This is a genomic window from Buttiauxella sp. BIGb0552, assembly GCF_004366275.1.
In the GTDB taxonomy this organism is placed as follows: domain Bacteria; phylum Pseudomonadota; class Gammaproteobacteria; order Enterobacterales; family Enterobacteriaceae; genus Buttiauxella; species Buttiauxella gaviniae.
The window spans coordinates 136,542-161,449 of the sequence record NZ_SODY01000004.1 but is presented as its reverse complement, the minus strand read 5'-3'; the positions used below and the strand labels follow the sequence as shown (position 1 = coordinate 161,449).

Annotated in this window: 20 protein-coding genes; 7 read left to right on the top strand and 13 right to left on the bottom strand. The window is 51.4% G+C overall.

Going from position 1 to position 24,908, the window contains the following annotated elements:
• Positions 1 to 102: 102 nt before the first annotated feature.
• The 4 genes from EDF88_RS12855 to EDF88_RS12840 form a co-directional block, all read right to left on the bottom strand.
• Entirely contained in the window at positions 103 to 1,002 is a 900-nt protein-coding gene (locus tag EDF88_RS12855) for a Dyp-type peroxidase (RefSeq protein ID WP_134185035.1), read from the bottom strand.
• Positions 1,003 to 1,105: 103 nt separating this feature from the next.
• Complete coding sequence (locus EDF88_RS12850; protein WP_134185033.1) at positions 1,106 to 1,681, bottom strand: RpoE-regulated lipoprotein; 576 nt, start codon at positions 1,679 to 1,681, stop codon at positions 1,106 to 1,108.
• 63 nt (positions 1,682 to 1,744) lie between these two features.
• Positions 1,745 to 2,191: a DUF2919 domain-containing protein gene (locus EDF88_RS12845; protein ID WP_134185030.1), complete on the bottom strand. Its 447-nt coding sequence runs from the start codon at positions 2,189 to 2,191 to the stop codon at positions 1,745 to 1,747.
• Positions 2,191 to 2,616, bottom strand: a complete 426-nt coding sequence (locus EDF88_RS12840; RefSeq protein WP_064512930.1) for a GNAT family acetyltransferase — start codon at positions 2,614 to 2,616, stop codon at positions 2,191 to 2,193. Before EDF88_RS12840 ends, EDF88_RS12845 begins: the two co-directional genes overlap by 1 nt.
• A 206-nt stretch (positions 2,617 to 2,822) precedes the next feature.
• Between EDF88_RS12840 and amiA the strand changes: the two genes are divergently transcribed.
• Together amiA and hemF are read left to right on the top strand one after the other, a co-directional pair.
• Positions 2,823 to 3,695 (top strand): N-acetylmuramoyl-L-alanine amidase AmiA, encoded by an 873-nt coding sequence (amiA, locus tag EDF88_RS12835; RefSeq protein ID WP_064513158.1) that lies wholly within the window; start codon positions 2,823 to 2,825, stop codon positions 3,693 to 3,695.
• A 5-nt stretch (positions 3,696 to 3,700) separates the two neighbouring features.
• On the top strand, positions 3,701 to 4,606 hold the full coding sequence (hemF, locus tag EDF88_RS12830) for an oxygen-dependent coproporphyrinogen oxidase (RefSeq protein WP_064512932.1): 906 nt from the start codon (positions 3,701 to 3,703) through the stop codon (positions 4,604 to 4,606).
• Between the two features lies 1 nt (position 4,607).
• Here the strand turns inward: hemF and maeB are convergent, their stop codons facing one another.
• Positions 4,608 to 6,887 carry an NADP-dependent oxaloacetate-decarboxylating malate dehydrogenase gene (gene maeB, locus EDF88_RS12825; protein ID WP_034459057.1) on the bottom strand — a complete coding sequence of 760 codons (2,280 nt, stop codon included), beginning with the start codon at positions 6,885 to 6,887 and terminating at the stop codon, positions 4,608 to 4,610.
• A 280-nt stretch (positions 6,888 to 7,167) separates the two neighbouring features.
• Between maeB and tal the strand changes: the two genes are divergently transcribed.
• Both tal and tkt read left to right on the top strand, forming a co-directional pair.
• Positions 7,168 to 8,118, top strand: a complete 951-nt coding sequence (gene tal, locus EDF88_RS12820; protein WP_134185026.1) for a transaldolase — start codon at positions 7,168 to 7,170, stop codon at positions 8,116 to 8,118.
• A gap of 21 nt (positions 8,119 to 8,139) precedes the next feature.
• The gene (gene tkt / locus EDF88_RS12815; RefSeq protein ID WP_134185024.1) at positions 8,140 to 10,137 is read left to right on the top strand and encodes a transketolase; all 1,998 of its coding nucleotides are present in this window, start codon (positions 8,140 to 8,142) and stop codon (positions 10,135 to 10,137) included.
• 99 nt (positions 10,138 to 10,236) lie between these two features.
• Here tkt and EDF88_RS12810 read toward each other — a convergent pair whose 3' ends face one another.
• The 8 genes from EDF88_RS12810 to aegA all read right to left on the bottom strand — a co-directional run bounded on the left by EDF88_RS12810 (position 10,237) and on the right by aegA (position 18,860).
• Positions 10,237 to 11,280 carry a DUF1176 domain-containing protein gene (locus EDF88_RS12810; protein ID WP_134185022.1) on the bottom strand — a complete coding sequence of 348 codons (1,044 nt, stop codon included), beginning with the start codon at positions 11,278 to 11,280 and terminating at the stop codon, positions 10,237 to 10,239.
• A 272-nt stretch (positions 11,281 to 11,552) separates the two neighbouring features.
• Positions 11,553 to 12,128, bottom strand: a complete 576-nt coding sequence (gene nudK, locus EDF88_RS12805; protein ID WP_134185020.1) for a GDP-mannose pyrophosphatase NudK — start codon at positions 12,126 to 12,128, stop codon at positions 11,553 to 11,555.
• A 203-nt stretch (positions 12,129 to 12,331) separates the two neighbouring features.
• Entirely contained in the window at positions 12,332 to 12,934 is a 603-nt protein-coding gene (napC, locus tag EDF88_RS12800; protein WP_134185018.1) for a cytochrome c-type protein NapC, read from the bottom strand.
• Positions 12,935 to 12,942: 8 nt separating this feature from the next.
• The gene (gene napB, locus EDF88_RS12795) at positions 12,943 to 13,392 is read right to left on the bottom strand and encodes a nitrate reductase cytochrome c-type subunit (RefSeq protein WP_064512946.1); all 450 of its coding nucleotides are present in this window, start codon (positions 13,390 to 13,392) and stop codon (positions 12,943 to 12,945) included.
• Between the two features lie 13 nt (positions 13,393 to 13,405).
• Positions 13,406 to 15,892: a nitrate reductase catalytic subunit NapA gene (gene napA, locus EDF88_RS12790; protein ID WP_134185016.1), complete on the bottom strand. Its 2,487-nt coding sequence runs from the start codon at positions 15,890 to 15,892 to the stop codon at positions 13,406 to 13,408.
• Complete coding sequence (napD, locus tag EDF88_RS12785; protein WP_134185014.1) at positions 15,889 to 16,152, bottom strand: chaperone NapD; 264 nt, start codon at positions 16,150 to 16,152, stop codon at positions 15,889 to 15,891. Before napD ends, napA begins: the two co-directional genes overlap by 4 nt.
• Positions 16,142 to 16,633 (bottom strand): ferredoxin-type protein NapF, encoded by a 492-nt coding sequence (napF, locus tag EDF88_RS12780; RefSeq protein WP_134185012.1) that lies wholly within the window; start codon positions 16,631 to 16,633, stop codon positions 16,142 to 16,144. The genes napD and napF overlap by 11 nt, the downstream gene beginning before the upstream one ends.
• Positions 16,634 to 16,862: 229 nt before the next feature.
• Positions 16,863 to 18,860, bottom strand: coding sequence for a formate-dependent uric acid utilization protein AegA (gene aegA / locus EDF88_RS12775; protein ID WP_134185010.1), 1,998 nt, complete (start codon positions 18,858 to 18,860; stop codon positions 16,863 to 16,865).
• A 324-nt stretch (positions 18,861 to 19,184) separates the two neighbouring features.
• Here aegA and narQ point away from each other — a divergent pair, with 324 nt between their 5' ends.
• The 3 genes from narQ to acrD all read left to right on the top strand — a co-directional run bounded on the left by narQ (position 19,185) and on the right by acrD (position 24,843).
• Positions 19,185 to 20,900 carry a nitrate/nitrite two-component system sensor histidine kinase NarQ gene (narQ, locus tag EDF88_RS12770; protein WP_134185008.1) on the top strand — a complete coding sequence of 572 codons (1,716 nt, stop codon included), beginning with the start codon at positions 19,185 to 19,187 and terminating at the stop codon, positions 20,898 to 20,900.
• A 32-nt stretch (positions 20,901 to 20,932) separates the two neighbouring features.
• Positions 20,933 to 21,577 (top strand): nitrate/nitrite response regulator protein NarP, encoded by a 645-nt coding sequence (gene narP / locus EDF88_RS12765; RefSeq protein WP_134185006.1) that lies wholly within the window; start codon positions 20,933 to 20,935, stop codon positions 21,575 to 21,577.
• A 149-nt stretch (positions 21,578 to 21,726) separates the two neighbouring features.
• On the top strand, positions 21,727 to 24,843 hold the full coding sequence (acrD, locus tag EDF88_RS12760) for a multidrug efflux RND transporter permease AcrD (RefSeq protein ID WP_134185004.1): 3,117 nt from the start codon (positions 21,727 to 21,729) through the stop codon (positions 24,841 to 24,843).
• The last annotated feature ends 65 nt before the right edge of the window (positions 24,844 to 24,908 follow it).

The following is a 24,908-nucleotide window of genomic DNA, read 5'->3' as shown; positions in this document are numbered from 1 at the left end:
AAGGCAGTCTGACGACGGCCAGCGCGCAAAAACCGGAGCGTACATGAAGTACGTGAGGATTTTGAGCACTGCCCGGTGCCAGAATGGCGAGTAAGGTAGCCCTTACAGGTTTAGAAGCTTGTCTAAAGACGGCGCGAAATAATACCCGCCGGTTACCGGTTTGGTGAAACGCAGCATGCCATCGCGCTTACCGTCGGTTTCGCCAAACATGCTCAGCAGTTGCTGCTCAATGTTATGCAAACGGGCGCAATAAGCGATGAAGTACAGGCCGTGGGTACCGCTCGCCGTGCCGTATGGCAGGCTCTGGCGCACAATTTTCAGGCCTTTACCATTTTCTTTCAAATCGACACGCGTCAGGTGAGATGTTTCCGGGCGCTCATCACCGTCAATCTCTTCGTTGGCCTCTTTAGTACGGCCAATGATCATTTCCTGATCTTGGGTGCTCATGCGGTTAAGCTGCTTGAGATTATGCTCCCAACGCTGGACAAACACATAGCTGCCGCCTGCATCCACACCGTCGTTAATCACCGCGACTTCACGGCGCGTTTCTTCGCCCTGCGGATTTTCGGTGCCATCAACAAAACCACTTAAATCGCGCTCTTCAACCCAGCGGAAACCATGGATTTCTTCTTCAATTTTCAGCGCGTCGCCAAATGCTGCAAGCGCTGCCTGTGCCACAGAGAAATTCACGTCATGGCGCAGAGAAAGAATATGGATCATCACGTCATGTTGCGTTGCTGGCGCAAGACCTTTGCCCAATGGAGCAAAGTTTTTCAACTCGGCCGCACCCACACCGCCGCTGAGATCGCGCCATAGATCGTGACCAAACGCCACCACAGCACCTAAATTCGCATCAGGGAATTTATCCTGAAACGCAGTCAGTGATTGATTAAAGGTTTTACAACCCTGGCGAATAGCATCGAAATCGCCCTGAATACTCGCTTCCAGCCAAACGGCGGCGCGACAATGTTCTGGCAGAATGCCAGATTGAACACGAGACATGAATCCTCCTAAAAAACACACGCCACTCTACGTGGCGTTTATTCCCTTATGATACCCAATTCCAGCAACACCTTATTGAGAAGGCGCAAGCCAGCGGTTATTTTTATCGACGCCAGATAATTTTACTGATCTTCCAGGTTTTGAGCGTATCGTCAGACGGCATCAACTCCTGCCCGCCATGCCATTCGCCGCTGAAAATGTAGCTGATGTGCTGGCTGTCTTTGGCCTTACACTCGACACCGTCACTATCATCTCCAGTCCCTTTGACACACGCGCCAAATGCTTTGTCGTACAGGTCGCTAAAGGTGGTACCAATCTTCACGCCGCTATCGGTTTCGATGTCGCTATCCATAACATCAACGCGGCTTACAGTGCCTTTTTCGCCGTTGACGACAACCATCACGGTTTTGTCATCCATCGCTTCATAGAAGCGAACAATCTCACCGTTATCGGTTTTCATGCCGCTGCGTAAACGGTAGTTATCATTCAATGCGCTGCTGACTGCTTTTTCATCCATCGGTGTGCTGGCATTTAGCTCCCCGACCCCCTTCTCGCTGACTTCAATTGACGAACCAAACCAGTTCCACGGATTTGCCGCAGACCAGTTGACGGATGACAGCGTCGAACAGCCTGCTAACACCAGCGGCAGCCCTAATAACATCAGGCGCAGTTTTTTCATCAGAAATTCCTTATTAAGCATGGATACGCGCTTTGGAGTGCAAACTTTCCCAAAAGTGCCCGGTTATTCACGATTGATAGTGAAGTAATCCCGTAAACGACGGCTGGTGACTAACCACCACAAGGCAAATAAATCGGCAAGCAGCAGGAACAAGGTTACTTCTGTCAACTCCTCACCTTGCCACAGCAGCAGCAACTGCCAGGTCAGTAGCACCAGTTGTGCTGCAATTAACACCCAGCGCAACGCTGCCCAAACTCGGGGGTACAAATGGCGGCGACCACTGATCATAAAGGCCAATGCAGCAGGAACGCCAGGCAATAGCCCGAACCAGAAATTGTCGCGGTCAGGATAGAAGACACCAAGGATGGCATCGCCCTGTTGACGGGACGCTGCCGCCAGCACCAGAACAAACCAGGTTCGCGCCTGCAAAAGAAGGGTACACCAGAACAAAAAAGGTGTTTTAAGATTACCGTGGGTATCGTAATCCGAAGGTGGATACAGCGCAGGCATTAATATTCCTGGTCTTCAATCAATCGCTTGCCGAGTAGCATTACATCTTGCTGCTCATACTCGAGCCGCTCATACATGCCAATCACCAGCTCGTTTTCTTCACGCACCATGATTTGAATTTTTGGGCAACCGCGTGCGATTAACTTCTTTTCAAGTCGGCTCAGCAACGCATTGGCGATGCCGCGACCACGATATTCCGGGTGCACGCCAAGGTAATAAGCTGATCCTCGGTGGCCGTCATATCCGCCCATCAGCGAGCCAACAACTTCGCCGCCCACTTCTGCCACTAAGAACAGATCCGCGTCATGATTGAGTTTGCGTTCAATGTCCATCTCAGGATCGTTCCATGGACGCAGTAAGTCGCAACGTTCCCAAAGCGTAATGACTTCTTCGAAATCATCCTGGCGAAAAACACGTATTTCCATGGTATTAGCCACCTGAAAGTCTAAAACAGTGATTATGGCGTTAAGTTTCTGTTTAGCCAATATCTGCCGCAAAACGAGGCAAAAAATGACATACTAGCCACTCATTCATTTTTGGTAATGAAAATCCCACAAATGCTTGTCGTTTACCCTTTGCCGATACGCTATAAATGCCTATCTGCAATTTTAAAGATAAAAATATTAGCCGCATGAGCAAAATTAAATCACTGACGCATCTGACTACCCGCCGCCAGTTACTGCTTACTGGGTTGGCTGCTTTAACGTTAACGGGCGTAAATAAGGCTTTAGCCAGCTCCGAGACTAAACCTCTTAAAACCACCACTAACCACAGCAAACCGAGCAAAAAATCGGGTGGACGTCGGGTAGTGATGCTTGACCCAGGCCACGGCGGTATTGATACCGGCGCGATTGGCCATAATGGTTCTAAAGAGAAACATGTCGTACTGGCCATTGCTAAAAATGTACGAAACATCCTTAAAAGCAATGGGATAGAGGCCAAACTCACACGCACCAGCGATGAATTCATCCCGCTGTACGATCGTGTAGAAATCGCCCACAAACACGGGGCCGATCTCTTTATGTCGATTCATGCTGATGGTTTTACGAACCCGTCTGCTGCCGGTGCGTCGGTGTTTGCCCTTTCCAATCGCGGCGCAAGTAGTGCGATGGCGAAATACCTCTCGGATAAAGAAAACGCCGCCGATGATGTCGCAGGTAGCAAGGTCAAACATAAAGACCAGTATCTACAACAGGTACTGTTCGACCTGGTGCAAACCGACACCATCAAAAACAGCCTGACGCTCGGCTCGCATATCCTCAAACAGATTAAGCCAGTGCATAAATTGCACAGCCGGAACACGGAACAAGCGGCATTTGTGGTGTTGAAGTCGCCGTCGATTCCTTCCGTACTGGTTGAAACGTCATTCATCACCAACCCTGGTGAAGAGAAATTATTAGGCACTCCCGCGTTTCGCCAGAAAATTGCTAATGCGATTGCCTCCGGCATCATTAGCTACTTTAATTGGTTTGATAACCAAAAAGCCCACAGTAAGAAACGTTGAACCCTATGAACTTGCCAGATATCCAGGCCGTAAAAAAATTCCTGCTGCAATTGCAGGACACCATTTGCCAGCAACTGAGCAATATTGATGGCGCTGCATTTGAAGAAGACAGCTGGCAACGCGAAGGCGGTGGCGGCGGGCGCAGCCGGGTGTTACGCGGTGGGAATATCTTTGAGCAAGCGGGCGTTAACTTCTCCCACGTTCATGGCGACGCGATGCCTGCATCAGCAACGGCTCATCGCCCGGAACTTGCCGGGCGCAGCTTTGAAGCAATGGGCGTCTCCCTCGTGGTACATCCGCTCAGCCCGTACATTCCCACCAGCCATGCCAACGTGCGCTTTTTCATTGCCGAAAAGCCGGGCTGTGACCCGGTGTGGTGGTTTGGCGGCGGCTTTGATTTAACACCGTTTTACGGTTTTGAAGAAGACGCCATTCACTGGCACCAAACCGCGCATGATTTGTGCCAGCCGTTTGGCGATGACGTGTTCCCGCGTTACAAAAAGTGGTGTGACGATTACTTCTTTATTAAGCATCGTAATGAACAACGCGGTATTGGCGGCCTGTTCTTTGACGATTTGAACACGCCGGATTTCGACCATTGCTTTAGTTTTATGCAGGCGGTGGGCAACGGTTATCTGGATGCGTATCTGCCGATTGTAGAACGCCGTAAAGCGTTGCCGTGGGGCGAGCGCGAGCGCGATTTCCAGCTTTATCGCCGTGGCCGTTATGTGGAGTTTAACCTTGTGTGGGATCGCGGAACGCTGTTTGGTTTGCAGACGGGTGGGCGTACCGAGTCGATTTTAATGTCGATGCCGCCACTGGTTCGCTTTGAATATAACTATCAGCCAGAAGAAGGCAGCCCGGAGGCTGCCTTGTATCGTGATTTCTTGCCGGTTAAGGATTGGGTTTAAATCACAGCGGAACGGTCTGCGCCTCAACAACTGCCAGCGCCACCATATTCACAATACGACGAACAGACGCAATCGGCGTTAACACATGCACCGGTTTTGCCACGCCCATCAATACTGGTCCGACTGTCACCCCTTCGGAGCTGGAAACACGCAACAAGTTGTAGCTAATACGTGCCGCTTCGACGTTTGGCATGATCAGGATATTTGCCGAACCTTTCAGTGGGCTGTCAGGCATACGCTCGTTACGAATGCTTTCCACCAGCGCCGCATCACCATGCATTTCACCGTCAATTTCCAGTTCTGGCGCACGCTCACGCACCATCTCCAGCGTTTTACGCATCTTGCATGCCGCTTTCGAATCGGAGGAACCATAGTTGGAATGCGACAACAACGCGACTTTTGGCTCGATACCAAAGCGACGCACAGTTTCTGCGGCTAACAAGGTAATTTCTGTCAGCTCTTCCGGCGACGGATCGTCATTCACATAGGTATCAGCAATAAAGGTGTTGCCGCTTGGCAGCAACAGTGCGTTCATTGCCCCAGCCGCTTTCACGCCTTCACGATACCCGAACAACTTTTCCACCACAGAGAAGTGCTCGTGATACTCACCGATGGTACCGCAAATCATGGCATCCGCTTCACCACGGTGCACCATAATTGCGCCGATAACCGTGGTATTGCTGATCACGGCTCGCTGCGCCTGCTCTTGCGTAATACCGCGGCGTTTCATGATGTTGTAGTACTCATTCCAGTACTCTTTGAAACGCGGATCGGATTCGTTATTCACAATCTCAAAATCGCGCCCGGCTTGCATTTGCAGGCCGAGTTTCTTCAGGCGCATTTCGATAACCGCCGGGCGACCAATCAGAATCGGTTTCGCCAAACCAAGTGTAATCAGCTCCTGAGTCGCATGTAGCACGCGCGCCTCTTCACCTTCTGTCAGCACCACTCGTTTTGGATCTTTTCGGGCCTGAGAGAAGATTGGCTTCATAAACAGGTTAGTTTTGTAGACGAACTCGGTCAGTTTTTCGCGATAAGCGTCGAAATCCTGAATCGGACGTGTTGCCACACCGGTTTCCATTGCCGCTTTCGCCACTGCGGGTGCGATTTGCACGATAAGACGCGGGTCGAATGGTTTTGGAATCAGGTAATCAGGGCCGAAAGTCAGCTCTTCTTCACCGTAAGCAGAAGCCACTACATCGCTCTGCTCTGCGTGAGCCAGTTCGGCAATCGCGTGAACCGCCGCCAGTTTCATCTCTTCATTAATTGCCGTTGCGCCAACATCGAGCGCGCCACGGAAGATGAACGGGAAGCACAACACGTTGTTAACCTGGTTCGGGAAGTCAGAACGCCCGGTGCAGATAATCGCATCAGGGCGCACTTCTTTTGCCAGCGGTGGCAGAATTTCCGGCTCAGGGTTTGCCAGCGCCAGAATCAATGGCGCGCGCGCCATCTTCTTGACCATCTCCTGGCTCATGGCTTTCGGGCCAGAACAGCCGAGGAAAATATCCGCACCTTCAATCACTTCGTCGAGCGTGCGCTTACCGTTATCTTCCACCGCGTAAGCCGCTTTGGTTTCAGCCATGTTTTCTTCACGGCCCTTATAGATAACGCCTTTCGAATCGCACACAACGATGTTGTGTTTCTGGATGCCCAATTGCACCAGCAGGTTCATACAGGCGATAGCCGATGCGCCCGCGCCAGAAACCACTAAACGCACATCAGAGATATTCTTCTCAACTACACGCAGACCGTTTAGTACCGCCGCAGTACAGATGATGGCCGTACCATGCTGATCGTCATGGAACACAGGAATGTTCATGCGCTCGCGCAGCTTTTTCTCGATGTAGAAGCACTCTGGCGCTTTGATATCCTCCAGGTTAATGCCGCCAAACGTTGGTTCTAGTGCAGCAATCACCTCAATCAGTTTATCCGGGTCCATTTCATCGACTTCAATATCAAACACGTCGATACCGGCGAATTTCTTAAACAGAACGCCCTTACCTTCCATCACCGGCTTGCCCGCCAGTGCGCCGATATTACCTAGCCCTAACACCGCAGTGCCGTTGGAAATAACGCCGACCAGGTTGCCACGCGCGGTGTATTTGTAAGCCGCCAGTGGGTCTTTTTCGATTTCGAGACAAGGTGCCGCAACGCCCGGAGAGTAGGCCAATGCTAAGTCACGCTGGGTCGCCAGCGGTTTGGTTGGCGAAACCTGAATTTTACCGGGGACTGGGAATTCATGAAAATCGAGGGCACTTTGTCTTAGTTGTTCGTCCATTTCTTCGTTCCTTTTTTATCACTCTCAAGGGTCGTAAGGTCACGTTAAGATCGCTTTAGGGCCACGTAGTATCACGCTTGCGCGCGTTCTAAACTTTGAACATCGCCATACTATCAGCAACGTCTTGCAAAAATGTTAGAAAATCAGAGCCATTATGTTACCTGGCATTAACAACAATGCCATGCCTATCTGCTATGCTTTTTAGTTATGCCAACGATGAATTTCCATCGTGAGTGACATGGAGCACTCAAATTAGACTTTGCATTTCAAGGAGATATTCATGAATCAGTTAGATAGTATCAAGAAATTCACCACCGTTGTTGCCGACAGCGGTGACATTGAATCTATCCGCAATTACCAGCCTATCGATGCGACGACCAACCCCTCGCTATTACTGAAGGCAGCAGGTTTGGCGCACTATCAAACGCTCATTGAAGATGCCATTGCTTACGGTAAACAGCGCGGCGACACGCGAGAGGCCCAGGTCGCTCAAGCCTGTGACAAACTTGCGGTCAGTTTCGGTGCGGAAATTCTGAAAAGCATTCCTGGACGCGTCTCAACAGAAGTGGACGCCCGTCTCTCATTTGATAAAGAAAAAAGCATCGCGAAAGCCCGCCATTTGATTGCTCTTTATGAAGAGCTGGGCATTGATAAGTCGCGAGTTTTAATCAAGCTTGCTTCAACCTGGGAAGGTATTCGTGCCGCCGAAGAACTGCAAAAAGAGGGTATCGATTGTAACCTGACGCTGCTGTTTTCTTTTGCTCAGGCACGAGCCTGTGCGGAAGCTGGCGTGTTCCTGATATCACCGTTCGTCGGGCGTATCTACGACTGGTATCAGGCCCGCAAACCGATGGACCCGTATGTGGTTGAAGAAGATCCAGGCGTCAAATCGGTACGCAATATCTATGATTACTTTAAGCAGCACAACTACAGCACCATCGTGATGGGCGCGAGCTTCCGCCGCACCGAACAGATTCTTGCATTAGTTGGCTGCGATCGCCTGACTATCGCCCCTAACTTGCTGCAACAGTTGCAGGAGAGCGAAGAGCCGGTGGTACGCAAACTGGTGCCGCTGTCACAGGGCTTCCGTCGCCCGGAACCTATCAGCGAAGCAGATTTCCGTTGGGAGCATAATCAGGATCCAATGGCGGTAGAAAAATTGGCAGAGGGCATCCGCCTGTTCGCCATCGATCAACGAAAACTGGAAGATTTGCTCGCCGCCAAACTTTGAACGACAACCACGGAGTGAAACATGTCATCTCGTAAAGAGCTTGCTAATGCCATTCGTGCCCTGAGTATGGACGCGGTACAAAAAGCGAATTCGGGCCACCCTGGCGCACCGATGGGGATGGCTGATATTGCCGAAGTGTTATGGAACGAATTCCTGCACCATAACCCGACGAACCCCACATGGGCTGACCGTGACCGCTTTATTCTCTCTAACGGCCACGCCTCGATGCTGCTATACAGCCTGTTGCATCTGAGCGGGTATGACTTGCCGATGGAAGAGCTAAAAAACTTCCGTCAACTTCACTCCAAAACCCCCGGCCACCCGGAAATTGGTTATACACCCGGTGTTGAAACCACCACCGGGCCGCTTGGCCAGGGGCTGGCAAATGCGGTCGGCATGGCCATTGCTGAACGCACGTTAGGGGCGCAATTTAACCGCCCCGACCATGAAATTGTCGATCACTTTACCTACGTATTTATGGGGGATGGCTGCCTGATGGAAGGCATCTCCCACGAAGTTTGTTCACTGGCAGGTACCCTCGGCCTTGGCAAACTCATCGGTTTCTATGACCACAACGGCATTTCGATTGATGGCGAAACCAAAGGCTGGTTTACCGACGACACCGCCAAACGTTTTGAGGCTTATCACTGGCATGTGGTGCATGAAATTGATGGCCACGACCCGCAAGCCGTGAAGAAGGCGATTGAGGAAGCGCAAAGCGTGAAAGATAAACCGTCGCTGATTATCTGCCGCACTATCATTGGCTTTGGCTCGCCAAACAAAGCGGGCAAAGAAGAGGCACATGGCGCGGCACTCGGCGAGCAGGAAGTGGCACTCGCCCGTAAACAATTGGGCTGGAAATACCCTGCATTTGAGATCCCAAGAGAGATTTACCAGGCCTGGGATGCCAGAGAAAAAGGCGAGCAGGCAGAAACGGCGTGGAACGATAAGTTTGCCGCTTACTCCAAAGCTCACCCGGATCTCGCCGCTGAATTTAACCGCCGTATGCACGGTGAAATGCCGGAGGATTGGCAAGACCTCACGCAGCAATACATTGAAAAGTTGCAGGCCAATCCAGAGAAAATTGCCACCCGTAAGGCCTCACAAAACACGTTGAATGCCTATGGCCCAAGCCTGCCTGAATTGCTCGGCGGCTCGGCTGATTTAGCGCCAAGTAACCTGACCATCTGGAAAGAGTCTAAATCCATCAAAGAGGATCTCGCCGGGAATTACATTAACTACGGCGTGCGCGAATTCGGTATGACCGCCATTGCGAATGGGATTGCCCATCACGGTGGATTTGTGCCCTATACCGCGACCTTCCTGATGTTTGTGGAATATGCCCGAAACGCGGCGCGTATGGCGGCGTTGATGAAAGCGCGACAAATCATGGTCTATACCCATGACTCCATCGGCCTTGGCGAAGACGGCCCTACACATCAGGCGGTAGAACAACTTGCCAGCCTGCGTATGACACCGAACTTCAGCACCTGGCGCCCGTGCGATCAGGTTGAAGCTGCTGTAGCCTGGAAAGCTGCCATCGAGCGGCATAACGGCCCAACAGCGCTGATTCTTTCGCGTCAGAACCTGGCACAAATGGATCGTACTGCCGAGCAGGTCAGCGCCATCAGTCGCGGCGGCTATATTCTGAAGGACAGCGGCGGTACGCCAGATGTGATTCTGATTGCCACAGGTTCGGAGATGGAAATTACGGTACTTGCAGCAGATAAGCTCGCCGCCGATGGCCACAAAGTACGCGTGGTTTCACTGCCTTCGACCGACATTTTTGACGCTCAGGACGAAGCGTATCGCGAGTCGGTATTACCTTCAGATATTGCTGCACGAGTGGCAGTTGAAGCGGGTATTGCGGATTACTGGTACAAATATGTCGGTCTGAAAGGGGCGATTGTCGGCATGACGACTTACGGGGAATCAGCACCTGCTGACAAGCTATTCCCGTTCTTTGGCTTTACTACCGAGAATGTAGTGGCTAAGGCGAAGAAGGTTATGGGTGTTTAGTCGAAAATAAGTATTGTGAATCCCCAGGAGCTTACACAAGTAAGTGACTGGGGTGAACGAAAGCAGCTAACGCATCTGCAGCTTGAAGTATGACGGGGATTATTTGGTGACCCAGAGCGTGGGCCACGACGAACTCGCATTCCACTCATCGCACGTCGGCTCTTCGGCATAACGCACCAGGCGAAAACGCTGGCCATCAAAACGCCAGCGTGTCGCCACACCGCAATCACCAACGCCACGCCCTTTTGCCAGCGTCGTCAGCTCTTTGTTCGTTTCATCATACCCGGCGTTCATCAGCTCTAGTTCAGTGTTTCCACTCCCCGGCGTAAACGGCAGTTTTAAGCGAATTTGTCGGGCAGCAAAAGGTTTCTGCCGTGACACCACCCAGGCGAGATCGACCACGTTGTAAGCGCCTGCTTCGCACCCGGTAATCAACAATGCTTTGTCATCGCTAAGGGCGAAAACGCGAACTTCACGACGGGCAGGATCGAGCGAACACTGGCTGTTGTTCATGCGCCAGGTCCCGTAATCCAGCAGATCACTCAGTTCCACCTGCGTTAAAGGCGTTGGAGTTGGGTTTGTCAGTGTGACTTCTTTGAGCGCGGGTGCAGGCGGCACGCTCAGCGGCGGATCGTCACCTTTCTTAATCCATGCTGTTTCGCTACCGACTCGCTGCTGTTGGCTGTCAATAAACAACAGTGACGCTTTCAGACCCGCAAGTGAAATACTTCCCCGTCCTTTCGCCAGCGTAATCGCATCGGCGTTCGCCACTTTATCGAGGAAGCCATTAATCGCATCAGCATCACTGGTTTTGAGATGGTGCGGTGTTTCCTGCCATTTCGCTAAGTCCAGCGTCAACGGTTCACCATCAACCAACAGGCGTGGCGCAATTGGCGGCGCTTTAGGCTCTGCGATGGTCATATTACCGAGATCAATTCTCAGCGTTGCATCAGTACGCGCGCCCGCACTACGGGTCAGCGTCATTACTAATCCTTGATGCAGCCCAGTGTTACGGGCCGCACAAAAATTTTGGTTGTTGCAGGTAACTTGCCAGTCGGAGAAAGACTTTTGTGCAGGTGCCGCGAAAACGGAGCTCGCTATAAATAATATAAAAAGAAACAGCGATTTGAACCGAAGGCACATTGGCGACACACATCCTGAAAAGACGAAGAGAATTTCACGTATACCCAAAATAATTCGAGTTGCATCACGGCGGCAAGGGACCAAGTCCCATGGAGCTTACATAAGTAAGTGATCTGGGTAAGTGAGCGCAGCCAACAAAGAGGCAACTTGAAGTATGACGGATATACAAAAAGTGGCGATATCTTCGTCTGGTTAACGTTTGTACTCAATCGGATTTATCGGATAGATTTACTTAAAATCACCTATCCGTAATCCATTGAATAACAATGTTTTTAATTCATGATTCCGCGTAATTGCAGCTGTTGTAACAGGATTACCGTTTTTCCGTCACGAATTTCACCACTTGCGACCATTTCCAGCGCTTTTAGGAAGGGGATTTCCAGCACGTCGATATCTTCATCATCAATACCGCCACCGGCGTTGTCGCGCTGAGCGTCGCTGTATTCCGCCATGTAGAAATGAATCAGTTCGGTCACGCCGCCTGGCGACATATAAAGCTCAAAGACTTTTTCGACTTCCCCAACTTCGTACCCGGTTTCTTCGATAGCTTCTTTGCGGGCACACACTTCCGGTTCATCGGCATCCAGCAGACCCGCACAGGCTTCAATTAACATGCCATCAGGGTTGCCGTTTACCCACGTTGCCACGCGGAACTGACGTGTCAAAACGACCGTTTTTTTATCGCGGTTGTACAGCAGCATGGTTGCGCCGTTTCCCCGGTCATAGACTTCACGTTTGTGGCGAATAGCTTCAGCTTCGTTACGGTATAGATCGTAGGTGATATTACGCAGAATGAAGTAATTATCTGAGAGGACTTTATCTTTGATGACTTCGATTTTAATCGACATACCGTCTCCACAGTGAGTTAGGGGAGCCGATCATAATATTCCGCTAAATACTTTTTGTCTTCTGGTTATGAAACGAGATTACCCTAAATAATCCGAGTTGCAGGTAGGCGGCCAGGCCGTAAGTCCCCAGCAGCATAGATAACTATGTGACTGGGACGCACGGGTGCAGCCAACACACCTGCAACTCGAAGTATGACGGGTAATCAGAAACCGTTTTTCACTCCGCTCATGTCGGGCAACTTATGCGCAATCCCTTTATGGCAATCCACGCAGGTTTGCCCATCTTTGACCGCTTTATCATGCATCTTTGCCGCGACCGTTTTCTGGGCGGTGAAATCCATATAGTCAAAGTTATGGCAGTTTCGGCACTCTTGCGAGTTGTTGTTCTTCATTCGCCGCCACTCGTTTTGCGCCATCGCCAGGCGGTGGTCATCAAACTTTTGCGGCGTATCGATTAAGCCAAACGCTTTGGCATACAACTCTTTGCTGGCCTGAATTTTACGCAAAATTTTAGGCCCCCATTCGTGGGGGACGTGGCAGTCCGGGCAGGTAGCCCGCACGCCGCTGCGGTTATTGTAGTGCACTGTCTGCATATATTCTTCGTAGACGTTGGCACGCATTTCATGGCAACCGATACAAAACTCTTCGCGGTTGGTCATCTCCATGCCGGTGTTAAAACCGCCCCAGAAAATAATCCCACCAGCGAAACCAATCAGCAATAACGTGCCCAGCGCCAGGCGGCTCGGGCGACGCCACCACTGCCACATACGCTTGATGATGCCGGGCTTACGGGTTGATTTATCCATAATGACCTCTAGTTCCCAAAACCTTTAGACGGCGTGAATGTGTTTTCGACAATCGGTGCCGCATCGGTTTGAGGGACATGGCATTGCAGGCAGAAGTAACGGCGCGGTGCCACATTAGAAAGCACGTTGCCGTCGCTATCCATAAAGTGTGTCGGGCTGACGCGCGGCGCACCTGTAGTACGGTAATGTTCAACGCCGTGGCATTGCAGGCAACGGTTGGTGTTTTTACTCACCTGGTAGCCATCAACACTATGGGGAATCATTGGCGGCTGATTCACGTAGTTGAGCGCCATACGCCCCTGCTGTTTTGGCATATGGATTGACCCTTCTGGCGTACCAGAAACTTCGGGCGATTGCGTCAGGTCAACGCCGTTTGCCGCCCACAAAGCACCACTTACCAGCAGCGTAAATGCCGCAACCCATTGAAAGAACGTCTTAGTCAGGATGGTTTTTTTCATGATTTAATCCCCCTTACACCTTCGCCAGTTTTACAGCGCATTTCTTATAATCCGTCTCTTTCGAAAGTGGATCGGTCGCGTCGAGCGTCAGGTTATTCACCAGTTGCGCTGCATCGAAGAACGGCATGTACACCAGCCCCTGCGGCGGTTTGTTGCGACCGCGTGTTTCGACAATCGAAATCACTTCGCCACGACGCGAGATAACTTTCACTTTGTCGCCACGGCGCAAATCACGCGCCTTAGCATCAAGCGGGTGGATAAACAAAACGGCTTCCGGGAAGGCGCGATGCAGTTCCGGCACGCGGCGCGTCATGCTGCCGGTATGCCAGTGTTCCAGCACGCGTCCGGTGGACAACCACAGGTCATATTCCTGGTCCGGAGATTCAGCCGCAGGCTCAAATGGCAGCGCGAAAATCACCGCTTTACCGTCTGGCTTGCCATAGAACTTGAAGCCCTCACCCGCTTTCACGTATGGGTCATGCCCTTCGCTATAGCGCCAGAGCGTCTCTTTACCGTCGACTACCGGCCAGCGCAGGCCGCGCGCTTTGTGGTAATCATCAAACGGCGCAAGATCGTGCCCGTGGCCACGGCCAAATGCGGCGTACTCCTCGAACAACCCTTTTTGCAGGTAGAAACCTAACTCGTGGGATTCGTCATTGAGCTGCCCTTCAGCCAGTTCAGTGACCGGGAATTTGCTGACGTTCGAGTTAGCAAACAATACGTCGAACAGCGTTTTGCCACGGTATTCTGGTTTCTGATCGACAAGTTCAGCTGGCCACACTTCTTCAACTTTGAAGCGCTTCGCAAACTGAACGAGCTGCCAGAGATCGGATTTAGCCTCGCCCGGCGCTTTAACCTGTTGTCGCCAGAACTGGGTGCGGCGTTCGGCATTGCCGTAAGCGCCCTCTTTTTCCACCCACATTGCGGTTGGCAGGATCAGATCCGCGCTTAATGCGCTGATCGTTGGATAAGGATCGGAAACAATCACGAAGTTGCGCGGATCGCGCCAGCCCGGCATACGCTCTTCGGTAATGTTCGGTCCGGCCTGCATGTTGTTGTTACACATCACCCAATAGACGTTGAGCTTGCCATCTTTCAGTGCACGGTCCTGGGCCACGGCATGTAAACCCACTTTGGCCGGGATGGTGCCTGCTGGTAGCTGCCACATGTTTTCGGTGATTTGGCGGTGCTTCTCGTTCGTCACCACCATGTCTGCTGGCAGGCGATGGGAGAAGGTGCCGACTTCACGCGCCGTACCGCAAGCCGAAGGCTGGCCGGTTAAAGAGAACGGACCGCAGCCCGGCTGGGAGATTTTGCCGGTGAGCAAATGGATGTTGTAAACGAGGTTATTCGCCCAGACGCCACGCGAGTGCTGGTTAAAGCCCATCGTCCAGTAAGAGATCACTTTCTTATTCGGGTCAGCATACAACTTCGCCAGCGCTTCAAGCTGGTCTTGCGGCACACCACTCATTTCAGCGGTTTTTTCCAGCGTGTACTCGGCAACAAAGGCTTTGTAATCGTCAAAACTCATTGGCTCAGAGGCATCTGAACCTGGGTTTTTCGCCGCTTTTTCCAGAGGATGTGTCGGGCGTAAACCGTAGCCGATATCCGTCACACCTTTACGCAGATTCACATGCTGCTTAAAGAAGGATTCATTTATCGCGTTGTTCTGAATAATGTAATTGGCGATGTAGTTCAGAATCGCCAGGTCGGTTTGCGGCGTAAACACCATACCGTTATCTGCCAGCTCGAAACTACGATGCTGGAAGGTAGAAAGAACGGCGACCTCAACCTTTTCATTCGACAGGCGGCGGTTAGTGATGCGCGACCATAAAACCGGGTGCATCTCGGCCATGTTCGAGCCCCACAGTACGAACGCATCGGCCTGCTCTATATCGTCGTAGCAGCCCATCGGCTCATCCATGCCGAAAGTGCGCATGAAGCCCACAACAGCTGAAGCCATGCAGTGGCGTGCGTTCGGGTCGAGGTTGTTGGAGCGGAAACCGGCTTTGAATAATTTAGAGGCGGCGTAACCTTCCCATACCGTCCACTGGCCAGAGCCAAACATGCCGACCGCTTCCGGCCCTTTCTCTTTCAGGCTGGTCTTGAATTTTTGTTCCATGATGTCGAAGGCCTGATCCCAGGTGATGGGAGTGAACTCACCTTCTTTATCAAACTGCCCGTCTTTCATGCGCAACAGCGGCTGCGTGAGACGGTCTTTTCCGTACATAATTTTTGGCAGGAAGTAGCCTTTAATGCAGTTCAGACCACGGTTAACCGGTGCATCCGGGTCGCCCTGGCTTGCCACAACACGCCCGTCCTGGGTGCCGACTAATACGCCACAGCCAGTGCCACAAAAACGGCATGGGGCTTTATCCCATTTAATGGCATCTTGTTTCCCGACAACCGCACGGGCAACGCTCGGTACGCTAAGGCCAGCGGCGGCCGCCGCGGCTGCAATAGCGTTCGCTTTCATAAAACTACGACGACTGAGTTTCATGGTGTTTCCTCACCTTGCTCATCCTGCTGGTGATAAACCAGCGACACCGCCAACACGCCCGCAATATTGCGTGCCGACTCAATTTGATTCAGCAGCACGTCACTACGTTCTGCTTCCATAACCACAACCAATTTCCCGTGCTCGACATCACTTGCCGCGACTTCGCTACCCGGAAGTTCGTTCAATGCGGCACTTACCGCGAGAATATTGTGTGGTTGCGCCTGAACCACCAGGCCTGCAACGTGCCAGTTAGCTTGCATTTGCGTGCCTCATCTTGATGGCGGAAACCGGACAACCGGATATACATGCCCCGCAAGCGGTGCAATCGGTGTGATTGAGCAGAGGTTGTGCGATCCCCTGCAAAGAGGGGCGAAATGAAATTGCCTGCGTGTCGCAGGTATCCTGGCAGCTACGGCATTCGATACTATTTTTGGCCAGACAGTTATCGCCAATCGATAGCGTGTGTTCCCACGGGGAAACCTCACGTGCCAGGAAGAGTTGTTCCGGGCAGGCTTGCGCGCAGGCGTAGCAAAAAGTGCATTCACCATGGTCGAAGTTAACTTCGGGGTAGCCGCCTTGACCGCGTTTCAGAACGCGAGTTTCGCAGGCCGACAAGCAGGTATCGCAGCGAGTGCAATCCAAAAGGAAATGGTTTTCATCTCCGCTCCAGGGTGGGCGGAAAGCAGTTGCGGAGCGTCGAAAGCTCCCGGTCAATAATCCACGTCGGGAAAAATCAGCCATAAGGCACATCCTTGCATCACAAATGCCAGCCTTCGCAGTACTGAAACCGGCAAACACATCTGTGTTATCTCCGTAGTTTTCTACGGGTTTTTATAGAGTGATACGTTATGTGATAAAGGGGGAGTAGAGGCATCACCCTTTAGGGGTAAATGCCGGTGTGGGATCAAAAAGAAATTCGGTTTGTAAAACAAACACTCACCCCGCCGATAAGACGGGGTGAAATTAGCAACTAATTAAGACGTTGGGGCAGAACTTGCAGATATTCCATAATCCCTGCCGCCGCATGTCGGCCTTCCGCCATCGCCGTGACCACCAGATCAGCACCACGGACCGCATCACCACCCGCAAAGATTTTTGGGTTGCTGGTCTGATAGCGTAATTTATCTTCAACGCTGGCAAGGATCCTCCCCCAGCTATCAAGCTTCACCCCGTGCTCTTCCAGCCATGGCATGCCGTGAGGGTGGAAACCAAACGCCATAATTACCGCATCGGCTGGCATTATAAATTCAGAGCCTTCAATCGGTTCCGGACGGCGGCGGCCCTGCTCGTCTGGCTCGCCCATTTGGGTGCGCAGCATACGGATGCCCATCACTTGCCCACTGTCATCAAGCTCAATATTCAGCGGCTGCACATTGAACTCAAACAACGCCCCTTCTTCCCGTGCGTTTTTGACCTCTTTTTTGGAACCCGGCATGTTGGCTTCATCACGGCGATAGGCGCAGGTGACTTGCTGTGCACCATGGCGTAGCGAAGTTCGAACACAATCCATCGCCGTATCACCGCCACCGAGTATCACCACCTGCTTACCAGCCATATTGATATACGGCTCGTCAGGCAACTCCGGTAATCCCATTACCTGTTTAGTATTAGCAATCAGGAACGGCAGCGCATCGTAAACACCCGGCGCATCTTCGTTCGCCAATCCTGCTTTCATTGAACGATAAGTCCCCACCCCAACAAACACCGCGTCAAAATCAGCCAGCACCTGTTGCAGGGAAATATCGCGGCCAATCTCGGTATTAAGTTTGAATTCAATTCCCATTGCGCTGAAGATTTCACGGCGGCGGCTTAACAGCGATTTATCCAGCTTGAATGCGGGAATACCAAACGTCAGCAGCCCACCGATTTCGGGATGGCGGTCGAACACAGTGGCTTTAATGCCATTGCGTGCCAGAATATCCGCGCAGGCAAGGCCGGCAGGCCCAGCACCAATTACGGCAACGCGGCGGTCTGTCGATTTAACGTAAGAAAGATCCGGCGTCCAGCCACTGGCAAAGGCTTTATCGGAAATATAACGTTCGATATTGCCGATGGTGACAGCGCCATATTCATCTTTGAGGGTACAGGCACTTTCACATAAACGGTCTTGTGGACACACTCGCCCGGTCACTTCCGGCAGGCAGTTTGTCTGATGCGAAAGCTCAACCGCTTCCAGAATGCGCCCTTCTTTGACCAGTTCAATCCAGTGCGGAATATGGTTGTGCAGCGGGCATGTCCACTCGCAAATGCTGTGCTCGCCACATTTCATACAGCGATCGGCCTGGCTTTCAGCCTGATTTTTATCAAAAGTGAGATAGATTTCGTCGAAGCCGGTTTTACGCAAGGCCAGGTCAATTTTGTCCGGGTCCTGCCGCGCAGGAGTGGCACGCATTTTTTCTACTTTACTTAAATCAGCACTCAGAGAGAGTTGCTGTGCTGTTTGCTGCGCGGTGGTATGCCACGGCTGAGATTCCTGAGCCGCCGAGCGTAAACGCCGGTTTTTTGCCAGGGCGGCAAGCGTCTCGCTATTAATTAATTTCAGTGCCTTGCTGGGGCAATTTTCCACACACGCCGGGCCGTTTTTACGCTCATGGCATAAATCACATTTATGGGCATTCGCTTTAACGGAGCGCCCGTCATTCATCGGAGTGGTGAGGACCTGCATCGCGCCAAATGGGCACGCAACCACGCAGGATTTACAGCCAATACACTTGTGTTGATTAACCTGAACACTATCATTTACTCGCGAAATAGCTTCGTTGGGGCAACTGCTTGCACACGGAGCATCTTCGCAATGACGGCAAGTTACCGCATTGCGCCTTCCCTGATGTTTAATAACAGAGATCCGTGGCTGAAATTGTTGGGTGGTCAGAACATGCTTTTCATCATTGTGAGCCATTACGCAGGCGATTTCGCATGCATGACAACCGATACATTGCTGTGCATTGGCAAGAACAAAACGATTCATTTTTACCCCTTTGCCCGTTATCACAAACAGGAGGCTATTTTTTATGGGGGTATGTTATGACCTGGCAAAGTCTTCACTGGCAATGGTCATTTGCCCAGTTTGATGCGAAATCTGCTAATAACCTGGTAAGGATCAATTTATTTTCGTGTTTAATGAAACATCGTTTTGCACCGGTTTGTTATGCAACGGTTGTGTTTCTGGTAGGTGCTGGTTAATTCTATAAGTTTGTTTTGGAAGGTATGCCGAAATATAGCCAACAATAATTTCTGAAATCTTACGTTTCTGATACGTTTCGCTCTCAACTATTTCGATGGGTTATTATAAGTGATAGTAAAACGCTCGCTCTCCACGAGCCTTGCCCGAGCTTTCTTTTACATTATTCTGCTATCGCTGCTTTCCACAGGCATCGCGATGTTAACCCTTGCCAGCAGCTTGCGAGATGCCGAAGCGATTAACGTCGCAGGTTCGTTACGTATGCAGAGCTATCGCCTGGGATATGATTTGCAAGGCGACCGCATCAATCTGGACAAACATCTTGAGCAGTACAACCAGTCGCTGCGTTCTCCAGCCCTGCTTAAAATTGAAAAATTCTGGGTTCCTGCTGAAGTCCGTAACCGTTTCGCAGTGATTAACCATGCCTGGTCCGATATGGAAAACCATATTCGCCAGGGCGATCTGCAGTGGTACAAGGCCAACATTACCGGCTATGTGGCACAAATAGACCTGTTTGTCCTGGCCCTTCAGCATTATGCCGAACGCAAAATGCTGCAGGTGGTGATAGCTTCAGTGGTGGGCTTTATTGCCATTTTCACGCTGGTCTTTTTCACCTTACGCCGCTTTCGCCACCAGGTTGTGGCACCTCTGAACAAACTAATGGAAGCAAGTCGGACTATTGAACGCGGTGAGTTTGATTACCCACCACTAAATACACAGCTACCCAATGAACTGGGCTTGTTGTCACATACCTTCACGCGCATGTCGGGCGAGTTACATAAACTTTATCGTTCACTTGAAGAGAGCGTGCAGGAAAAAACGCTGGACCTGCAGGAAGCCAATCAGACGCTGGAAGTGCTATATGCCTGCTCACAGGCACTGACCGTCAGCACCATAGACCAGCACTGTTTTGCACGAGTATTGCAGCAGGTGCGCCAGAAAACACCAGTCAATTATCTGGAGATGAAGACGGGTGAAAACTGGAAAATACAGGAAGGTGTTCAAGACGATAAGGAATCATGGCAAACATTGTCGATTGTGCTTGAGAATAAAGAGTTAGGTTTGCTCCGCTGGCAGGCTCCGGAAGGTGTTCCGCCACTACCATTAATGCAAAGTCTGGCAAATATGTTGGGCCGTGGTCTCTACTTCAACCAGGCGCAAAAGCACTATCAACAATTATTGCTGATGGAAGAGCGCGCGACGATTGCCCGTGAATTACACGACTCGCTGGCGCAAGTGCTTTCTTATTTACGTATCCAACTCACGTTACTCAAACGTGCGGTACCGGTAGAAAACCAGCCTGCACAACGTATTATTGGTGATTTTTCCCAGGCGCTGAACGATGCCTACCGCCAATTACGTGAGCTATTGACGACCTTCCGCCTGACACTTCAGCAAGCCGATTTACCTTCCGCATTGCAGGAGATGATTGCTCCCCTGCGCAACCAGACTGAAGCCGTTATTACCATGGATTGCGACATACCCACTCAGGCGCTGGATGCCTCGCAACAGGTGCATTTGCTGCAGATTATTCGTGAGGGTGTGTTAAATGCTATTAAACATGCGCAAGCACAAAAAATAACCGTAAGCTGTAATACATCCCCTGAGGGGATTCATACTGTGAGTATTCTTGATGATGGCTCTGGAATTGCCAGCCTGACGGAACCTGAAGGGCATTACGGATTGAATATTATGCACGAGCGCGCTGCTCGTTTAGGTGGCAATCTGGCTATTTCCCGCCCCGCAGAGGGTGGGACGTTGATTACGATGACTTTTCGTTCGCCGCCATCAGACCAGGCAACGCGCGAAACGCCGGTGAATCTATAACGATAATAATGTGAACAATATTGGGAGTTGTGATGAGTGAGAAAAATGTCTGCCAGGTATTAATCGTCGATGATCATCCGTTAATGCGTCGTGGCATCCGCCAATTGCTGGAAATGGATGACAGCTTTAGTGTGGTGGGTGAAGCAAGCAGCGGCGCAGAAGCCATTAGCCTTGCGAATCGCCTGACCCCTGATCTGATTTTGCTCGATCTGAATATGAAAGGCCTGAGCGGGTTAGATACGCTAAATGCCCTGCGCCGTGACGGCGTCAGTGCCCGTATCGTAGTACTGACCGTTTCTGATTCACGCAGTGATATATTCACCCTGATAGATGCCGGTGCTGATGGCTATCTGCTTAAAGACAGCGACCCGGATGTATTGCTGGAAGATATACATCGTGGTGCAACTGAAGGCGAAGCTTACAGTGAGCAAGTTGCTGAATACTTACGCACCCGCAGCACCGACAAACGCAGTGACGACCCTTTTGCCGTCTTAACCGAACGTGAACTAGATGTCTTGCAAGAAGTCGCTAAAGGTTTGTCAAACAAGCAGATTGCCTCTGGCCTGCATATCTCAGAAGAGACAGTGAAAGTGCATATACGCAATTTGCTGCGTAAACTTCAGGTGCGTTCACGCGTCGCGGCAACAGTACTTTTCCTTGAAAACCGGGGCTTCTAAGCCCTGTTTCAACTGGTAAAACATCTACATAGCACGAAAATAATTTACATTATCTCCTTATTTCCTCCACGTTTGGACTTGCTGTTAAGGCTACAGTGACAACTGATATCAATAATCACAATCTGAAGTACTGACGAGGTCCTGACTGAATGGCGAATTTCTTTATTAATCGCCCCATTTTTGCCTGGGTGCTGGCTATTATTTTGTGCCTCACCGGCGCACTGGCTATTTTTTCATTGCCCGTAGAGCAATACCCCGACCTCGCGCCGCCAAATGTGCGAATCACTGCGAACTACCCTGGTGCGTCAGCACAAACGTTGGAAAACACAGTCACTCAGGTTATCGAGCAAAATATGACCGGACTGGACAACATGATGTATATGTCGTCCCAAAGTAGCAGCGCAGGCCAGGCGACGATCACGCTGAGCTTTAAAGCCGGAACCGACCCAGATGAAGCCGTGCAGCAGGTGCAAAACCAGCTGCAATCCGCGCTGCGCAAATTGCCACAGGCGGTACAAACGCAAGGTGTTACGGTCAATAAAACGGGCGATACCAATATTTTGATGGTAGCGTTTGTTTCTGAAGACGGCAGCATGGATAAGCAAGATATTGCCGATTACGTTGCCAGTAATATTCAAGACCCGCTTAGCCGTATCGATGGCGTGGGCAGCGTTGATGCTTATGGCTCGCAATATTCGATGCGTATCTGGCTCAACCCGAACAAACTCACCAGCTATCAGATGACCACGCAGGATGTGGTTGATGCCATCAGTTCACAAAACGCCCAGATTGCCGTGGGGCAACTTGGTGGAACGCCATCTGTTGACATGCAGGCGCTCAATGCCACCATCAATGCTCAGTCGCTGCTGCAAACACCGCAACAGTTTAAAGATATTACGCTGCGCGTGAATCAGGATGGTTCAGTTGTCTCGCTGGGCGATGTTGCAGACGTTGAGTTAGGCGCAGAAAAGTATGATTTCCTGAGCCGCTATAACGGGCAGGCTGCGTCAGGGCTTGGGATTAAACTGGCATCCGGTGCCAACGAAATGGAAACCGATGCGCTGGCGCGGGCAAAAATTGATGAACTTGCGCAATATTTCCCCCATGGGCTGAAAGCAAAAATCGCCTATGAAACCACGCCATTCGTCAAAGCCTCGATTAAAGACGTCGTGAAAACATTACTGGAAGCCATCTTGCTGGTATTCCTCGTGATGTATCTGTTCTTACAGAATTTCAGGGCGACATTGATTCCGACTATCGCCGTACCAGTGGTGTTGATGGGTACGTTTTCGGTGCTCTACGCCTTTGGCTACAGTATTAACACGCTAACCATGTTCGCCATGGTTCTGGCGATCGGTTTGCTGGTAGATGATGCCATCGTGGTGGTGGAAAACGTCGAACGCATCATGAGCGAGGAAGGGTTATCGCCCAAAGAAGCGACCCGCAAATCGATGGGTCAGATTCAAGGCGCACTGGTCGGGATTGCGATGGTGCTTTCCGCTGTGTTTGTGCCAATGGCCTTCTTTGGCGGCACAACTGGAGCAATTTACCGCCAGTTCTCGATAACCATCGTTTCCGCCATGGTGCTGTCTGTTTTAGTGGCGCTCATACTGACACCAGCCCTATGCGCAACGCTTCTCAAACCGCTGCATAAAGGTGAACAACACGGCCAGAAAGGTTTCTTTGGCTGGTTTAACCGCATGTTTAACCGCAACGCCGAGCGCTATGAACATGGGGTCGGGAGAATACTCGCCCGCAGCGTGCGCTGGATGCTGATTTATGTCCTGCTACTGGCCGGCATGGTGTTCATGTTTATGCGCCTGCCGACCTCATTCCTACCGCTTGAGGACACCGGCGTTTTCACCACCTCGGTGGTTTTACCGAGTGGTTCCACACAGCAGCAAACGACGAAAGTCGTTGAGAAAATTGAACAATATTACCTTACCCAAGAGAAGGCCAACGTCCTTTCAGTGTTCTCCACCATTGGTGCAGGGCCTGGTGGCAACGGGCAGAACGTAGCGCGTATGTTTATCCGCCTGAAGAACTGGGATGACAGGGATTCTGATACCGGAAGTTCCTTTGCCATCATTGAAAGGGCTACTAAAGCGTTTCGTAAAATCAAAGAGGCTCAGGTTATTGCCAGCAGCCCACCAGCGATTAACGGCCTGGGTAATGCCGCAGGCTTTGATATGGAACTCCAGGATCACGCCGGTGCCGGGCACCAGGCACTGATGCAAGCCCGCAACCAACTGCTTGATATGGCGGGAAGTGATAGCTCACTAACCCGCGTGCGCCACAACGGCCTTGATGACAGTCCGCAAATGCAGATCGATATAGATCAGCGTAAAGCACAGGCATTGGGCGTCTCGATTAGCGATATCAATAACACGCTACAAACCGCCTGGGGCTCCAGCTATGTTAACGATTTTATGGACAGGGGCCGCGTGAAGAAGGTGTATGTACAAGCTGATGCCAAATACCGCATGCTGCCGGACGATATTAACCAGTGGTATGTGCGCAATAAAGATGGCGGAATGGTGCCATTCTCAGCCTTTGCATCTTCTCACTGGGAGTCTGGTTCGCCGCGCCTTGAACGCTATAATGGCTATTCGTCGTTAGAAATCGTTGGGGAAGCCGCACCAGGTGTGAGCACTGGGACGGCAATGGATATTATGGAACAACTGGTGCAGAAATTACCGGCTGGCTTTGGTCTTCAATGGACTGGCATGTCTTATCAGGAACGCTTATCAGGGGCGCAGGCTCCGGCGCTCTACGCCATCTCTCTATTAGTGGTGTTCCTGTGCCTGGCGGCACTTTATGAAAGCTGGTCAGTGCCATTCTCGGTGATGCTGGTTGTTCCGTTAGGGGTAGTTGGTGCGTTGCTGGCAACCTGGATGCGCGGGCTGGAAAACGACGTGTATTTCCAGGTGGGGCTGTTAACGGTTATAGGATTGGCGGCCAAGAACGCCATTCTGATTGTTGAGTTCGCCAACGATATGAATGCCCAGGGCCGCGAACTGGTTGCCGCAACACTCGACGCCTGCCGCCAACGTTTACGCCCGATACTGATGACATCCCTGGCATTTATCTTCGGCGTGTTGCCAATGGCAACCAGCAGTGGTGCAGGTTCCGGTAGCCAGCATGCGGTTGGTACCGGGGTGATGGGCGGGATGATTTCAGCGACCGTGCTGGCGATATTCTTCGTGCCATTGTTCTTTGTGCTGGTGCGCAGAAGATTCCCGCTCAAAGAACATCCAGATAGCTAACCAACAAAAAAGCGACCTTAAGTGGTCGCTTTTTGTATGGCTCAAAGGATATTGAGAATAAGAAC

Coding starts and splice junctions, on each gene's coding strand:
- EDF88_RS12855 (WP_134185035.1), bottom strand. CDS start 1,002: ATGTCTCGTGTTCAATCTGGCATTCTGCCAGAACATTGTCGCGCCGCC.
- EDF88_RS12850 (WP_134185033.1), bottom strand. CDS start 1,681: ATGAAAAAACTGCGCCTGATGTTATTAGGGCTGCCGCTGGTGTTAGCA.
- EDF88_RS12845 (WP_134185030.1), bottom strand. CDS start 2,191: ATGCCTGCGCTGTATCCACCTTCGGATTACGATACCCACGGTAATCTT.
- EDF88_RS12840 (WP_064512930.1), bottom strand. CDS start 2,616: ATGGAAATACGTGTTTTTCGCCAGGATGATTTCGAAGAAGTCATTACG.
- amiA (WP_064513158.1), top strand. CDS start 2,823: ATGAGCAAAATTAAATCACTGACGCATCTGACTACCCGCCGCCAGTTA.
- hemF (WP_064512932.1), top strand. CDS start 3,701: ATGAACTTGCCAGATATCCAGGCCGTAAAAAAATTCCTGCTGCAATTG.
- maeB (WP_034459057.1), bottom strand. CDS start 6,887: ATGGACGAACAACTAAGACAAAGTGCCCTCGATTTTCATGAATTCCCA.
- tal (WP_134185026.1), top strand. CDS start 7,168: ATGAATCAGTTAGATAGTATCAAGAAATTCACCACCGTTGTTGCCGAC.
- tkt (WP_134185024.1), top strand. CDS start 8,140: ATGTCATCTCGTAAAGAGCTTGCTAATGCCATTCGTGCCCTGAGTATG.
- EDF88_RS12810 (WP_134185022.1), bottom strand. CDS start 11,280: ATGTGCCTTCGGTTCAAATCGCTGTTTCTTTTTATATTATTTATAGCG.
- nudK (WP_134185020.1), bottom strand. CDS start 12,128: ATGTCGATTAAAATCGAAGTCATCAAAGATAAAGTCCTCTCAGATAAT.
- napC (WP_134185018.1), bottom strand. CDS start 12,934: ATGGATAAATCAACCCGTAAGCCCGGCATCATCAAGCGTATGTGGCAG.
- napB (WP_064512946.1), bottom strand. CDS start 13,392: ATGAAAAAAACCATCCTGACTAAGACGTTCTTTCAATGGGTTGCGGCA.
- napA (WP_134185016.1), bottom strand. CDS start 15,892: ATGAAACTCAGTCGTCGTAGTTTTATGAAAGCGAACGCTATTGCAGCC.
- napD (WP_134185014.1), bottom strand. CDS start 16,152: ATGCAAGCTAACTGGCACGTTGCAGGCCTGGTGGTTCAGGCGCAACCA.
- napF (WP_134185012.1), bottom strand. CDS start 16,633: ATGGCTGATTTTTCCCGACGTGGATTATTGACCGGGAGCTTTCGACGC.
- aegA (WP_134185010.1), bottom strand. CDS start 18,860: ATGAATCGTTTTGTTCTTGCCAATGCACAGCAATGTATCGGTTGTCAT.
- narP (WP_134185006.1), top strand. CDS start 20,933: ATGAGTGAGAAAAATGTCTGCCAGGTATTAATCGTCGATGATCATCCG.
- acrD (WP_134185004.1), top strand. CDS start 21,727: ATGGCGAATTTCTTTATTAATCGCCCCATTTTTGCCTGGGTGCTGGCT.